Origin of the sequence: Psychrobacillus sp. NPDC093200, from assembly GCF_050280345.1 — a bacterium.
Classification (GTDB): Bacteria; Bacillota; Bacilli; order Bacillales_A; family Planococcaceae; genus Psychrobacillus; species Psychrobacillus faecigallinarum.
Window position 1 is genome coordinate 1,413,812 of record NZ_JBNNVC010000001.1, and the last position, 15,384, is coordinate 1,429,195.

General features: G+C 38.0%; 13 protein-coding genes. All 13 read left to right on the forward strand.

Features of this window, described 5'->3' with window-relative positions; translation table 11 throughout:
• Positions 1-13: 13 nt before the first annotated feature.
• The 13 genes from ACQKNZ_RS06870 to ACQKNZ_RS06930 all read left to right on the forward strand — a co-directional run bounded on the left by ACQKNZ_RS06870 (position 14) and on the right by ACQKNZ_RS06930 (position 15,378).
• Positions 14-820: a DUF3388 domain-containing protein gene (locus tag ACQKNZ_RS06870; protein ID WP_144538113.1), complete on the forward strand. Its 807-nt coding sequence runs from the start codon at positions 14-16 to the stop codon at positions 818-820.
• Between the two features lie 16 nt (positions 821-836).
• Positions 837-1,700 (forward strand): helix-turn-helix domain-containing protein, encoded by an 864-nt coding sequence (locus tag ACQKNZ_RS06875; RefSeq protein WP_427658693.1) that lies wholly within the window; start codon positions 837-839, stop codon positions 1,698-1,700.
• A gap of 50 nt (positions 1,701-1,750) precedes the next feature.
• Positions 1,751-2,329, forward strand: a complete 579-nt coding sequence (gene pgsA, locus ACQKNZ_RS06880; RefSeq protein WP_144538115.1) for a CDP-diacylglycerol--glycerol-3-phosphate 3-phosphatidyltransferase — start codon at positions 1,751-1,753, stop codon at positions 2,327-2,329.
• Positions 2,330-2,344: 15 nt separating this feature from the next.
• Positions 2,345-3,601, forward strand: a complete 1,257-nt coding sequence (locus ACQKNZ_RS06885; protein WP_342578327.1) for a competence/damage-inducible protein A — start codon at positions 2,345-2,347, stop codon at positions 3,599-3,601.
• A 172-nt stretch (positions 3,602-3,773) separates the two neighbouring features.
• A complete protein-coding gene (recA, locus tag ACQKNZ_RS06890; protein ID WP_225215853.1) occupies positions 3,774-4,841 on the forward strand; it encodes a recombinase RecA in 1,068 nt (355 codons plus the stop codon).
• Between the two features lie 601 nt (positions 4,842-5,442).
• Positions 5,443-6,996, forward strand: coding sequence for a ribonuclease Y (gene rny / locus ACQKNZ_RS06895; protein WP_144538257.1), 1,554 nt, complete (start codon positions 5,443-5,445; stop codon positions 6,994-6,996).
• Positions 6,997-7,072: 76 nt separating this feature from the next.
• On the forward strand, positions 7,073-7,870 hold the full coding sequence (locus ACQKNZ_RS06900) for a TIGR00282 family metallophosphoesterase (RefSeq protein ID WP_151110486.1): 798 nt from the start codon (positions 7,073-7,075) through the stop codon (positions 7,868-7,870).
• A gap of 86 nt (positions 7,871-7,956) precedes the next feature.
• Complete coding sequence (locus ACQKNZ_RS06905) at positions 7,957-8,223, forward strand: stage V sporulation protein S (protein WP_144538118.1); 267 nt, start codon at positions 7,957-7,959, stop codon at positions 8,221-8,223.
• Between the two features lie 264 nt (positions 8,224-8,487).
• Complete coding sequence (locus ACQKNZ_RS06910; protein WP_154311087.1) at positions 8,488-10,242, forward strand: 2-oxoacid:acceptor oxidoreductase subunit alpha; 1,755 nt, start codon at positions 8,488-8,490, stop codon at positions 10,240-10,242.
• Positions 10,229-11,095, forward strand: coding sequence for a 2-oxoacid:ferredoxin oxidoreductase subunit beta (locus ACQKNZ_RS06915; protein ID WP_144538120.1), 867 nt, complete (start codon positions 10,229-10,231; stop codon positions 11,093-11,095). The genes ACQKNZ_RS06910 and ACQKNZ_RS06915 overlap by 14 nt, the downstream gene beginning before the upstream one ends.
• A gap of 1,081 nt (positions 11,096-12,176) precedes the next feature.
• Entirely contained in the window at positions 12,177-13,724 is a 1,548-nt protein-coding gene (gene miaB, locus ACQKNZ_RS06920; RefSeq protein ID WP_144538121.1) for a tRNA (N6-isopentenyl adenosine(37)-C2)-methylthiotransferase MiaB, read from the forward strand.
• The gene (locus tag ACQKNZ_RS06925; RefSeq protein WP_144538122.1) at positions 13,724-14,158 is read left to right on the forward strand and encodes a RicAFT regulatory complex protein RicA family protein; all 435 of its coding nucleotides are present in this window, start codon (positions 13,724-13,726) and stop codon (positions 14,156-14,158) included. The genes miaB and ACQKNZ_RS06925 overlap by 1 nt, the downstream gene beginning before the upstream one ends.
• 230 nt (positions 14,159-14,388) lie before the next feature.
• Positions 14,389-15,378: a TAXI family TRAP transporter solute-binding subunit gene (locus tag ACQKNZ_RS06930; protein WP_151110482.1), complete on the forward strand. Its 990-nt coding sequence runs from the start codon at positions 14,389-14,391 to the stop codon at positions 15,376-15,378.
• The last annotated feature ends 6 nt before the right edge of the window (positions 15,379-15,384 follow it).

Genomic DNA, 15,384 nt, shown 5'->3' on the forward strand with positions numbered 1-15,384 from the left:
GGAGGAATACATGATGGCAAGTGAGTGGTTTTTTGAATATGAAATTCAAGTAAATCGTCCCGGACTTTTAGGAGACATTTCTTCTCTATTAGGTATGTTACGAGTAAATATAGTTACAATTAATGGAGTGGACGAGGGTAGACGTGGTATGCTCATTAAGGCAGAGAAAAAAGAAAATATTGAACGCTTTGAGCACATCATTTCCACAATGGAAACGATTCATTTGACTAAATTCCGTGAGCCTAAGTTAAGAGACCGTTTAGCTGTTCGTCATGGAAGGTACATACAAAGAGATGCGGATGATAGAAAGACTTTTCGTTTTGTAAGAGACGAGCTTGGACTTCTTGTTGATTTTATGGCTGAAATTTTTAAACAGGAAGGACACAAGCTGATAGGTATAAGAGGGATGCCACGAGTTGGAAAAACAGAATCTGTAGTGGCGGCTAGTGTATGTGCGAACAAAAAGTGGATTTTCTTATCGTCTACCATGATTAAGCAAACTATTAGAAATCAGCTCGCAGGAGATGAATTCAGTGATCGTAATATTTTTATACTGGATGGTATTGTTACCCGAAAATCAAACGATGAAAAACATCTTCAGCTAGTAAGGGAAATGATGAGGATGCCTACTATTAAAGTAGTTGAGCATCCAGATATGTTCATCCAGCATTCAGAATATTCCATTGAAGATTTTGATTATATAATTGAGCTTCGCCATAGTCCTGATGAGGAAATAACGTATGAAATGATGGAGAAGAATCACGGTATGTCCGACAAGGGAATGGGTGGCTTTGGCGGATTTGGCGGATTTAATTTTTAACGGGTAGGTGTTTTATATGACTGAACTTGGAACTCGCTTAAAAGAAGCGAGAATAGCAAAAGGCTATAGTATTGAGGATTTACAAGAAATAACTAAAATACAAAAAAGATATTTGGCGAATATTGAAGAAGGAAACTATTCAACAATGCCAGGAGCCTTTTATGTGAGAGCTTTTATTAAGCAATATGCAGAAGCTGTCGGCTTAAATGGCGATGAACTCTTAGAAACGTACAAAGCAGAAATTCCAAGCCCTGCAAACGAGGAAGTTGCTAAAAGTATACCAACTACACCATCAAGAAGAACCTTAGGTGGGCGATCTTCGAATAAGTTTATGGAGATAGTGCCGATGATTATAGTTGCATTGTTTATTGTAGCGATTATTGTGATTGTATGGGTATTAAGACAGAATTCACCTGAAGCAGACGATTCAAGTGAATTGAAAACTGAAGAAAATGTAACGCTAGAAACGAACCGTCCTTCAACTGATCAAACAGCAGTAGATAACGAAGAGGAAGAAAAGGAAAAAGAGGCAGTAGTGGAGGAAGAGGAAGAGAAACCTACACCTGAGCAAGTGGTTACCTTAGTGGGAACCGAGGGAGAAACTACTACTTATACTGTCAGCGGTTCAGAGACTTTTAAGCTTAAAGTTGTGGCTAATAGTGCTAAAACTTGGTTAAACTTAAAAGATCAGGATAGTAATAAATTATATGATAGCTGGGTCAATTCAGGGACTCCATACGAATTGGATGTAACAGATAAGTCCCAAATCCGTGTTCGTGTTGGGGATGTTCTAATCAGCGAGGTATATATTAATGACCAGTTAGTAGAATTTCCAACAGAAAAAAGCCCACAAAATTTAGTTATACAGTTCAACAAATAGTCATCGATGAGATGGCTATTTTGTTTGAAAGATGAAAGGAGTTTTTCAAAATGAATATACCAAATAGAATTTCTATGTTTCGAATTTTTTTAATCCCAATTTTTATGATTTTTATGCTAGTAGACTTTAACTGGGGAGAAGTTAGCTTTTTAGGTGCAACAATCCCAACAAACCATCTAATAGGTGCAATTATTTTTATTATCGCCTCTATTACAGACTTTATCGATGGCTATTACGCTCGAAAATATAATTTAGTAACGAATATGGGTAAATTTTTGGACCCATTAGCAGATAAATTGCTTGTGTCAGCGGCATTAATAATTCTCGTGCAGTTTGGAGTTGCGCCAGCTTGGGTAGTTATATTAATTATCAGCCGCGAATTTGCCGTGACTGGACTACGATTAATTTTAGCTAATACTGGAGAGGTAGTGGCGGCAAACCAGCTTGGCAAGATAAAAATGTGGACACAAATAATTGCGATTTCATCCTTACTATTAGGAAATGTATTCTTTGAAATGTTCAACTTCCCATTCGATATGATTATGCTGTATGTTTGTCTATTCTTCACAGTATGGTCGGGATTTGATTATTTCTATTTGAATCGTAAAGTGTTACTTGACTCAAAGTAGGAAGGAAGTATAGGAATGAAAGCAGAGATTATTGCGGTAGGTTCAGAGCTATTATTAGGTCAGATTTCTAATACAAATGCCCGATTCATATCTTCCCAGCTTGCGGAGTTAGGGATAGACGTATATTACCATACGGTAGTTGGAGATAATCCCAATCGGTTATTAGACTCCATCAAAATCGCAGAAGAACGAGCAGACCTAATTATTTTTTCAGGAGGTTTAGGGCCTACTAAGGACGACCTAACAAAAGAAACAATTGCTAAACACCTTAACAAAAATCTTGTACTTGATGATCACGCGATTATGTATATAGAAGATTTCTTTAAAAGATCAGGAAGAATGATGACTGAGAATAACAAAAAACAAGCGCTGGTTTTAGAAGGCTGTACAGTCTTGGAAAACAAGCATGGGATGGCTCCAGGAATGCTTCTTTCAACAGAGAACCATGCATATATGTTATTACCTGGGCCCCCAAAGGAATTGGAACCGATGTTCCAATTTGAGGCTAAGCCACTACTACCTAAGTTGTTGTATAAAGAAAACGTTATTATGTCTCATGTAATACGCTTTTATGGAATAGGAGAAGCAGAGTTAGAGACACAGGTCCAAGACTTGTTAGACAATCAAACAAATCCAACTTTAGCTCCTTTGGCTTCTGATGGAGAGGTAACGTTAAGACTTACTGCGAAAGCAGACACTGAGGAAGAAGCATGGAAAAGCATTGAAATGCTACAGGCTGAAATTTTAAACCGTGTCGGTAAATATGTGTATGGCTATAATAACGAATCACTTGCCTCGAAGTTAAGAGATATTCTAATTGACAATGAACTAACAATATCTGCTGCAGAAAGTATGACGGCAGGTCTTTTCCAATCAGAGTTGGCAGCGGTCCCGGGAATGGGGGTTGCGCTAGTAGGTGGTGTTATCACTTACACTGAAGAAGTAAAAATCAATCAACTAGGTGTTAAGAAGGAAACCATTGATGAACACAGTGTAGTCTCTAGTCAGGTTGCCGAGGAGATGGCAATCCGTGTTAAAGAGAAATTTAATACAACAATTGGTGTAGGTATCACTGGAGCTGCAGGTCCAGACGGACATGGCGACCAACCGGCCGGTACGGTTTGGATTGGAATTGCCTATGGGGACGTTGCGCCAATATCCTATAAATTGAATCTTTCAGGCATGAGAAACACGAATAGATTAAGAACTGTGAAATTTGCAATCCATTATCTTATCCGTATACTCAGAGAAGAGGGACTTTCAAAAATTTAATTTTGACTATAAAAAACGGCCCAAAATACTATTTTGAGCTGTTTTTTCCTATCAAATTATGATAGTCTTAATAAATAAACGAATAGATGTTCGCTTTTTTCTTGTAAATTTCTCAAAGACCGAGTATACTAAAGATAGTAAAAAAAATGATAGTTTCTAGGAGGAAATACATTTGGCTAATGATCGTAAAGCAGCGTTAGAAATGGCTTTAAAACAAATAGAGAAGCAATTTGGGAAAGGTTCAGTTATGAAGCTAGGAGAGAAAACAGACCGTGAAATCTCCACTTCTTCAAGTGGTTCCCTAGCTTTGGATGCAGCTCTTGGAATAGGCGGATATCCACGTGGCCGTATTATTGAAATCTATGGACCTGAAAGCTCAGGTAAAACAACAGTAGCTCTTCACGCAATTGCAGAAATTCAAAAAACTGGTGGCCAAGCAGCATTTATTGATGCTGAGCATGCATTGGACCCTGTCTATGCACAAAAACTAGGCGTTAATATCGATGAATTATTATTATCTCAACCTGACACTGGAGAGCAAGCCCTTGAAATCGCAGAAGCTCTAGTTCGCAGTGGTGCGGTTGAAATCATAGTTATTGATTCCGTAGCAGCTTTAGTACCAAAAGCAGAGATAGAAGGGGAAATGGGAGATTCTCATATCGGTCTTCAAGCTCGCTTAATGTCTCAGGCTTTGCGTAAGCTTTCTGGTGTTATTAACAAATCTAACACGATAGCTATTTTCATCAACCAGATTCGTGAAAAAGTAGGCGTAATGTTTGGTAACCCAGAGGTAACACCAGGTGGTCGTGCGCTTAAATTCTATAGTTCCGTTCGCTTGGAAGTAAGACGTGCAGAAGCTATTAAACAAGGTACTGACATTATGGGTAACAAAACAAAAATTAAAGTAGTAAAAAATAAAGTTGCTCCACCATTTAAAACAGCAGAAGTAGACATTATGTATGGAGAAGGGATTTCTCAAGAAGGAGAAATCGTCGACATAGGTTCTGAATACGATATTATCCAAAAAAGCGGTTCTTGGTATGCATACAATGAAGAACGCATAGGTCAAGGGCGAGAAAACGCTAAACAATTCTTGAAGGAAAATCCTGCTATTAAAGACGAAATCGCATCAAAAATTCGTCAATCTTTAGGAATGACTTCAAATTCATTTGTTATTGCAGCACATGAACAAGAGGAAGAAGACGGCGAATTCGAGCTACTTTTAGATGATGAAAAATAAAAAGTTAAGCTTCTTCTTTTAGGGAAGAATTACAAAAGGTATTAAGAGTCTATCTCTTGATACCTTTTTTTAAAATAAAGTTTATAGCTGAGAACCCCGGGATGGCATATCATACCTACGGTGGAAAGTGTATATTCATCTATTATTCATTTTTCAAGGAAAATATTATTTGATAGCTTTATATAATGAGTAAGTTTGATCCAAACGATTTTTTAGGTGAAGACTCTTGGTTGTTGTTGGTGAGAAAGATAAGCTAGCATACAATGGCAATAATCGAAGGAGAAGGGTTATGCTTCCTTGTGAAAAGCGTCCATCTGAAGTAAAAATTAACCATATCTATCACATATCATAATATCAATAAAAAAGTATTTACCCAAAATCACCCTATACTTTTCTTTTGCTCTTTATAATATGAAGACCCCCCTCCCCTAAAACTAATAATATTCTCCCGTTTCCTTGACAGAGTATTTCTACATCTATACAATTAAAATTGTATAATTTCTTTATTAAATGATAAAAAGGCTGTACAAATATGCACTAATTATTGCATATTTGTGCCAACTGAAACTTAAAAGTATAGCAATAGGGGGTGTTCGAAATGATGGAAATTATCATCTCCGCTTTGCTTGGTCTACTTGTTGGTGGCGCTGTTGGTTACACTTATCTGAAAAAAGTGAATGATTCAAAAGTGACTGGTGCAAAACAATCTTCTGCGCTCATTTTAGAGGAAGCAAAGCGAGAAGCAGAAGCATTAAAGAAAGAAGCACTATTAGAAGCCAAAGATGAAACTCACCAATTACGAAATGAAGCTGAATCTGACATCCGAGAACGCCGCATGGAACTGCAAAAACAGGAAAATCGGTTATTACAAAGAGAAGAGAACCTAGATCGTAAAGATGATGCTCTAAACAAGAGAGAAGTAAGTCTTGAGCGTAAAGAAGATGCTCTAACACAAAGACAACAGCATATCGAACAGAAGGAAAGTGAAGTGGATGAATTAGTTGATAAGCAACAAAGCGAGCTTCAACGTATTTCTACGTTAACACGAGAAGAAGCAAAAACAATTATTCTTCAAGAGGTAGAAAACGAACTAGCAACCGATATTGCTGTGATGACTAAAGAGTCAGAAACAAGAGCCAAAGAAGAGGCTGACAAAAAATCTAGAGAAATACTTTCACTTGCTTTGCAAAGATTTGCGGCAGATCATGTTGCTGAAACAACTGTGTCAGTTGTAAATTTACCAAACGATGAGATGAAAGGGCGAATTATCGGACGCGAAGGACGAAACATTCGTACGTTAGAAACATTAACAGGTATTGATTTGATCATTGATGATACGCCAGAAGCTGTTATTCTTTCTGGATTCGATCCTATTAGAAGAGAGACTGCTCGACTTGCTCTAGAAAAATTAGTACAAGACGGACGTATCCATCCAGCTCGAATCGAAGAAATGGTAGAGAAATCTAGAAGAGAAGTAGATGAACAAATTCGTGAAATTGGTGAACAGACTACATTTGACGTAGGTGTTCATAATTTACACCCAGATTTGATGAAAATTTTAGGTCGTTTAAGATACCGTACAAGTTACGGACAAAACGTACTAAAACATTCCACAGAGGTTGCATATTTAGCTGGACTATTAGCAGCTGAACTAGGGGAAGACGTTACATTAGCTAGACGTGCTGGCTTACTACATGACATTGGTAAAGCTATTGACCATGAAGTAGAAGGTAGTCACGTAGAAATTGGTGTAGAACTTGCTAGAAAGTATAAAGAACATCCAGTAGTGATTAACAGTATCGCTTCCCACCATGGTGATACAGAGGCTACATCTGTTATTGCGGTATTAGTAGCTGCTGCAGATGCATTATCCGCAGCAAGACCAGGTGCAAGAAGTGAAACATTGGAAAACTATATTCGCCGTCTAGAAAAGTTGGAAGAGATTTCAGAATCATATGATGGTGTTGAAAAATCTTTTGCTATTCAAGCGGGTAGAGAGATTCGCATAATGGTACGTCCAGACCAAATCGATGACATTACAGCACATCGCTTGGCTAGAGATATCCGTAAGCGAATCGAAGAAGAGCTCGATTATCCTGGTCACATTAAAGTAACAGTAATCAGAGAAACAAGAGCTGTCGAGTATGCAAAATAAGTAAAGAAAAAATGAAATTGAAATTAAAAGGCTTCGAAATGAAGCCTTTTTTTCGTGAAGGGAAGTTATTAAAATAATGAAAATTTTATTTATTGGTGACATTGTTGGATCTATTGGTAGAGATACGTTAGAAAGCTACTTGCCAAGATTGAAAAGAAAATATAATCCAGATGTAGTAATTGCAAATGGAGAGAATGCAGCAGCAGGTAGAGGCATTACAAAAAATATTTTTAACTCCCTTTTACATATGGGGGTAGATGTAGTAACTATGGGAAATCATACATGGGACCAAAAAGAAATTATGGATTTCATTGATGATACAGATTATTTAATTCGCCCAGCTAATTTTTCAGAAGAGGCACCTGGAAAAGGAATGACCTCTGTTACAAAAAACGGTCATACTATTTCAGTTATCAATATGCACGGCAGAACCTTCTTGCCGCCGCATGAAGATCCATTTAAGATGGCAACGGAAATGGTAGAGGAAGCAAAAAAGCTATCGCCAATCGTATTTGTAGACTTTCATGCAGAAGCGACAAGTGAAAAGATTGCTTTTGGCTGGCATTTAGACGGAAAGGCATCTGTCGTTGTTGGTACTCATACACATGTACAAACAGCAGATTCTCGTATTCTGCCTGGTGGTACTGCTTATATTACAGATGTAGGGATGACAGGACCTTATGACGAAGTATTAGGTATGAAAAAAGAAGATGTCCTGTACCGTTTTCAAACAAATATGCCAACTCGCTTTGAAGTGCCAAAGAGTGGGCGTTCGGTACTAAGTGGATTTTTCGTAGAGGTAGATAACAAAACAGGTAAAGCGATACATCAGGAAAGAATTTATATTAACGAAGATTATCCATTTGAGGCTTAAAAATGTCTAAATAATTTCTTCCGAGCATAAGTTAGTTTATGAACGAAAGCAAGTTCATAAATATAGCGATAAAAGGAGAAATGATAGTGGATTCTTTAAAAGTATCTTCTCGTTCAAACCCAAATTCAGTTGCTGGTGCATTAGTTGCAGTTATAAGAGAACAAGGTTATGCAGAAATGCAAGCAGTAGGCGCAGGAGCATTAAACCAAGCGATAAAAGCTATTGCTATAGCAAGAGGATTTGTTGCTCCAAGTGGCACAGACCTAACTTGCTCCCCGGCTTTCACAGATATTGTTATCTCTGGTGAAGACCGAACTGCTTTGAAATTACTGGTGGAAAAGAAAACAAAATAATATATTGTTGCAAATCGTTCTCCATAAGGAGACTTTGCGCTCTATATAAAGTTATGCAAAAAGTCGCTACTTATTATAAGTGGCGGCTTAAATTTTGGGGAAAGTACATACAGTACTAATTTTTTGAATAATTGGTGACGAAGCATTTCCGTCAAAGGTCTGAAATTCTATAAAAAAACAGGGAATACATAGTGAATATCCCTACTTCGTGATAAACTAATGAAGGAAAAAAGCATTTAAAGAGAATAGTAAGGAGATGTTTATATGTTGCAACAGCTTTCTTGGAAAGTAGGAGGGCAGCAAGGAGAAGGTATTGAGAGTACGGGCGAGATTTTCTCTATGGCTATGAATCGCCTAGGATACTACTTATATGGATACCGTCATTTCTCTTCTCGAATTAAAGGTGGACATACTAACAATAAAATTTGTGTACGTCCTACTCAAGTACGTACCATTCCAGATAACTTAGATATTTTAGTGGCGTTCGATCAGGAAACCATTGATGTAAATTATAAAGAGCTTACAGAACAGAGTGTAATACTAGCTGATGCTAAATTTTCACCTGAGGCACCAGAGGACTGTCTAGCACCAATGTATATCGTACCTTTTACAGAGATTGCTTCTGAGCTTGGAACTTCTCTTATGAAGAATATGGTGGCAATTGGGGCAACGTCTGCTTTATTAAACTTAGACAAAGCAGTATTCCAGAGCGTTGTCGATGAAATTTTTGGTAAAAAAGGGCAAGAAGTTGTAGAAAAAAATATGCAAGCTATTCAACAAGGCTATGACACTATGGCACAGCAGCTTGGCGACCGTTTAGGAGAATGGGAGGTAGCTCCTGCTGATGGCAACCGTCGTCTATTCATGATTGGAAACGATGCAATCGCTATGGGAGCATTAGCCGCTGGAGTACGCTTTATGGCAGCGTATCCAATCACACCAGCCTCTGAAATAATGGAATACATGATTAAAAAGCTACCACTATTCGGTGGAGCAGTTATTCAAACAGAGGATGAAATTGCTGCAGCAACAATGGCAATTGGTTCTAACTATGGTGGTGTACGTGCATTCACTGCATCTGCAGGTCCTGGTTTGTCTCTAATGATGGAGGCAATCGGATTATCAGGTATGACCGAACAACCATTAGTGGTGGTGGATACTCAACGTGGTGGCCCATCTACTGGATTACCAACAAAACAAGAACAGTCCGATTTGATGCAAATGATCTACGGCACACATGGTGAGATTCCAAAGGTTGTTATTGCACCAAGTACTGGTGAGGAAGCGTTCTACGATACGATACAAGCATTTAACATTGCAGAAGAGCTCCAACTACCTGTAATTATTCTTTCGGACTTACAATTATCACTTGGTAAGCAAACAGTAGAGCCTTTTGATTATTCTAAAATTGAAATTCGTCGCGGTCGCTTAATGATTGATGAAGAGCTTCCAGAAACTGAAGATAAGGCTTACTTTAAACGCTATGAAGTAACAGAGGATGGTATTTCTCCTCGTGTATTACCTGGCATGAAGCATGCTATCCACCACGTAACAGGGGTAGAGCATGACGAAACTGGTAAGCCTTCAGAGGCAGCCTTAAATCGTAAGGCCCAAATGGATAAGCGTATGAAAAAGCTGAACTACGTTAACTTCGACCAACCGGTGTATGTCAACGCGCCTCATGAAGAAGCAGATATTTTATTTGTAGGCTTTAATTCTACTCGTGGAGTATTAGAGGAATTACAACAAACGTTAAACGAAAACGGAGTTAAAGTGAATCATGCACATATTCGCTTGATACACCCTTTCCCAACAGCAGAAATGCAGCCTTTAGTATCAAAGGCTAAAAAAGTAGTGGTTGTGGAAAATAACGCAACAGGACAATTGGCAAACATTATTAAAATGAATGTTGGCGGTCATGACAAAATAGTGAGTGTCTTAAAATACGACGGCACCCCATTCTTGCCATTAAGCCTTGCAAAACAAGTAAAGGAGATGCTAACAGATGGTAACATTTAAAGATTTTCGTAACAATGTAAAACCAAACTGGTGCCCAGGATGTGGTGACTTTTCTGTACAAGCGGCTATACAACGTGCAGCAGCAAATGTCGGCATCCAACCGCATGATTTAGCAGTAATCTCTGGAATTGGATGTTCAGGACGTATCTCAGGATATATCCATTCTTACGGCTTCCATGGTATTCACGGAAGAGCTCTACCAATCGCCCAAGGGTTAAAAATGGCCAATAAGGATTTACACGTTATCGCATCTGGCGGTGACGGAGATGGATTTGCAATCGGTATGGGGCACACGATTCACTCGATTAGACGTAATATTGATTTAACATACGTAGTAATGGACAATCAAATTTATGGGTTAACAAAGGGACAAACGTCTCCTCGTTCAGCAGAAGGATTTAAAACAAAGTCAACACCGGGCGGAGCAATAGAACCTTCCGTTAAGCCGCTTGAGCTGGCACTTACATCTGGAGCTACATTTGTTGCACAGGGCTTCTCATCAGATATAAAAGAGCTGACAGCTATCATCGAAGCTGGTATTCAGCATAAAGGATTCTCCTTTATCAACGTTTTCAGCCCATGTGTTACTTATAACAAAGTAAACACATACGACTGGTTCAAAGAACATTTAACGAAGCTATCCAACGTGGAAGGATACGATTCAACTAATCGTGAAGAAGCACTACGAGTAGTTATGGAAAACGAAGGGTTAGTAACAGGTATTATCTATCAGGACGAAAACGCACCATCCTACCAAGAACAGGTACCAGGATATGCACCAACCCCACTTGTTGATCAAAACTTGAAGATGAGTGAAAAAGAATTTAGCACATTGTTAAAAGACTTTATGTAATAACAGAAGGCTCCTGGACTTTTAATGTCTAGGAGCCTTTTATTTGTGGTTTATCAATCATGCTTGAATAGTTTCTGTCTAGAAATTCAGTGGTAAAGTGGTGTTGGACCCCTGAAGTAGGGTGATAGTGTCTCGTAAATAGAAGCAAAGTGCTCCTAAATCAGTGGAACGCCCATAAATAGTAGAGAAGCGCCCCTAAATAGCTGGAACCCGCCCCTAAATAGGCGAAAGTGTCTCGTACATAGAAGCAAAGTGCTCCTAAATCAGTGGAACGTCCATAAATAGTAGAAAAGCGCCCATAAATAGCTGAAACCCGCTCCTAAAGTAGGAGAAAGTGTCTCGTAAATGGAAGTAAAGTGCTCCTAAAGCAGTGGAACGCCCCTAAAAAGTAGAAAAGCACTCCTAAATAGCTGAAACCCGACCCTAAAGTAGGCGAAAGTGTCTCGTAAATGGAAGTAAAGTGCTTCTAAAGCAGTGGAACGCCCCTAAAAAGTAGAAAAGCGCCCCTAAATAGCAGAAACCCGCCCCTAAAATAGGAGAAAGTGTCTCGTAAATAGAAGTAAAGTGCTCCTAAACCAGGGGAACGCACCTAAAAAGTAGAAAAGCGCTCCTAAATGGCTGGAACCCGCCCCTAAAGTAGGAGAAAGTGTCTCGTAAATAGAAGCAAAGTGCTCCTAAATCAGTGGAACGCCCATAAATAGTAGAGAAGCGCCCCTAAATAGCTGGAACCCGCCCCTAAATAGGCGAAAGTGTCTCGTAAATAGAAGTAAAGTGCTCCTAGACAAGTGGAACTCCCCTAAAAAGTAGAAAAGCGCTCCTATAACAGGGGACGCCCATAAATAGCTGAAAACTACCCCTAAGTAATGTAAATCTTATAATATGGAAATATATAAGCAAATAACGTATCCCAGTTTCTCTAAGCCTATCTAATTCTATGTAAAATATCACATAAACCTCAAAATCCTTATATATTTTGTCTAAATAAGAACTTTTAAGCTTAATACCTTGTAGCAATGGAGCACTATTCAGTATAATAGGATGGATATACGGATTTTGGCGAATGAAAGAAAGGGGAGTTCTTATGAACGAGGAATCACGTTTACAAAGTACTCAAATTAAAGAAACTACTTCTCCAGAAAAAAAAATGGAGAAAGATTATAGTAAATATTTTCAAGCAGTTTACACTCCCCCGTCCTTAAAAGATGCAAAAAAACGTGGGAAAGAAGAAGTGGCTTACCACAACGACTTTTCAATTGCAGATGAATTCAAAGGGATGGGACAAAATCGTAAATTTTATATACGTACCTACGGATGTCAAATGAATGAGCACGATACAGAAGTAATGGCTGGTATTTTCATGCAATTGGGATATGAGCCGACTAACACAGTGGAAGATGCCAACGTCATTCTACTAAATACATGTGCAATTCGTGAAAATGCGGAAAACAAAGTATTTGGTGAGCTTGGGCATTTAAAGCATTTAAGAAGAAGCAATCCTGATTTACTTATTGGTGTTTGTGGCTGTATGTCACAGGAAGAATCAGTTGTGAAGAAAATATTAAAAACCTACGATCAAGTAGATATGATTTTCGGTACACATAATATTCATCGTCTACCTAATATTCTAAACGAAGCATACCTATCAAAAGAAATGGTAATTGAAGTTTGGTCTAAAGAAGGAGATGTAATCGAGAACCTTCCACGTGTGCGTAAGGGATCTATTAAAGCATGGGTAAACATCATGTATGGTTGTGATAAGTTTTGTACATATTGCATCGTACCGTATACACGAGGTAAGGAGCGTAGCCGTCGACCAGAGGATATCATTCAAGAAATCCGTCATTTGGCAGCTCAAGGATATAAAGAAATTACCCTTCTAGGTCAAAATGTAAACGCCTATGGTAAAGATTTTACTGACTTAGACTATCGTTTTGGAGATTTGATGGATGATTTAAGAAAAATAGATGTAGCAAGAATTCGCTTCATGACTAGTCATCCCAGAGACTTTGATGATCATTTAATCGAAGTGTTAGCAAAGGGTGGAAATTTGGTAGAGCATATTCATTTACCAGTTCAATCAGGTTCAACAGATATTCTTAAAATCATGGCTCGCAAATATACAAGAGAACACTACCTAGAGCTTGTAAGAAAAATCAAGGCAGCTATTCCAAATGCTTCATTGTCTACTGATATTATTGTTGGTTTCCCTAACGAAACTGATGAGCAGTTTGAGGAAACGCTTTCTCTTTATAAAGAAGTAGGATTTGAAATTGCTTACACTTATATTTATTCTCCACGGGAAGGCACACCTGCAGCTAAAATGATTGATAATGTGCCTATGGAAGTTAAAAAAGAACGACTTCAACGCTTAAATGCTTTAGTAAACGAAATGTCTGCCACTGCTATGAAAAAGCATGAAGGGGATATTGTAGAGGTATTAGTAGAGGGGGAAAGTAAAAACAACCCTGATGTACTTGCTGGATATACTCGAAAAAGCAAGCTAGTAAATTTCGTTGGACCGAAGGATATTATTGGTCAGCTTGTTAAAGTCAGAATTACAGATGCTAAAACATGGTCACTGACAGGTGAACTAGTAGAAGCGACAATTGAAGAAAAGGTGGGTATATAATGGCTACTAAATACACTAGAGACGATATTATTGAAAAGGCTAGAGAAATTGCTACAATGATTGCAAACACGGAAGAGGTTGACTTCTTTAAACGTGCAGAAGCACAAATTAATGAAAATCAATCCGTTCGTGAAAAAATTGCTAGCTTAAAGAGCCTACAAAAACAAGCGGTTAACTTCCAGCATCTTGGTAAAGAAAAAGCACTAAAGATGATTGAAGGTAAAATTGCTGCAATAGAAGAAGAAATCGACAATATTCCTATTGTACAAGAGTTTAAGCAATCCCAAGGCGATGTGAATAGTTTGTTACAGTTAGTTGCTAATTCAATCTCTAACAATGTTACTAACCAAATTATTGAATCGACCGAAGGAGATTTACTTAGAGGTGAAACTGGCTCTAAAGTAAAAAATACTACTTACGATAGCTGTTCATAATTATTAACGACAAAACATACATTGTATCGACAAGATACAATGTATGTTTTTTGTTTGGTATCATTTTACAATCATATGAGAAAAATTTAGCTTACGTTAAGGTTATTTCGTATTATCTTGTGTTGAATTGACGGAATTTATGCAATTGATTGACAAAGTGATGAGAAATTGTGATAGAATTATAGAGAACATTGGGGTATTTTTATATAAAAAGGGAGGAATTGTAAAATATGAAAAAGAGACAAATGAAATGGTTAGCTGTCTTAAGTATTTTTCTAATACTTTTTTTAGCAGCATGCGGAACAGATGAGTCAGGAAGTGGATCAGGTGACGACTCAGGAAAATCAAAAGATCCAAAATTTTTAAGTATTCTAACTGGTGGGACCCAAGGAACGTATTATCCACTAGGTGGTACTTTTGCTGAATTAGTTTCTGAAGAGACAGGTATAAAAACTACTGCAGAAGTATCTCAGGCATCTGCTGCGAATATGACAGCTTTACAGGAAGAAGAAGGAGATATTGCCTTCGTACAAACTGACATAGCTTATTATGGAACTGAAGGCACAGAAATGTTCGAAGGAAACAAGTTAGATACAGTAGTGGCTCTTGGCGCTCTTTACCCAGAAACTGTACAATTAGTTACCTTAGCAGACTCAGGCATTAATTCTTTTGAGGATTTAAAAGGTAAGAAGGTTTCTGTAGGGGCTCCTGGTTCAGGGACTTACGCAAACGCTGAGCAGCTTTTAGAAATTCATGGTCTATCTATAGAAGATGACATTCAAGCTCAAAACTTGGACTTTGGAGAATCTACCGATGGTTTATCGACTGGTCAAATTCAAGCAGCTTTTATTACAGCTGGTTATCCAACATCAGCAGTTGAGGCTTTAAATGCTACAAACAAAGTTAACATTATCCCAGTAAGTGAAGACAAAGCAAAAGAACTTATCGAAAAATATCCATATTATGCAGTAGATGCAGTGCCTAAAGGAACTTATGGTCTTGCAGATGAGGTACCAGCAGTATCCGTATTAGCGATGCTAGCAGTTAAAAAAGACCTTTCGGAAGATTTAGTCTACAAAATAACTAAAGGTATTTATGGAAACACAGATAAGATCAGTCACGCAAAAGGTGAGTTTATCAAAGCAGAAACAGCTCTTGATGGTATTGGTATAGATGTTCATCCAGGTGCACAAAAATACTTTGATGAAGTGAACAAGTAACGTTTA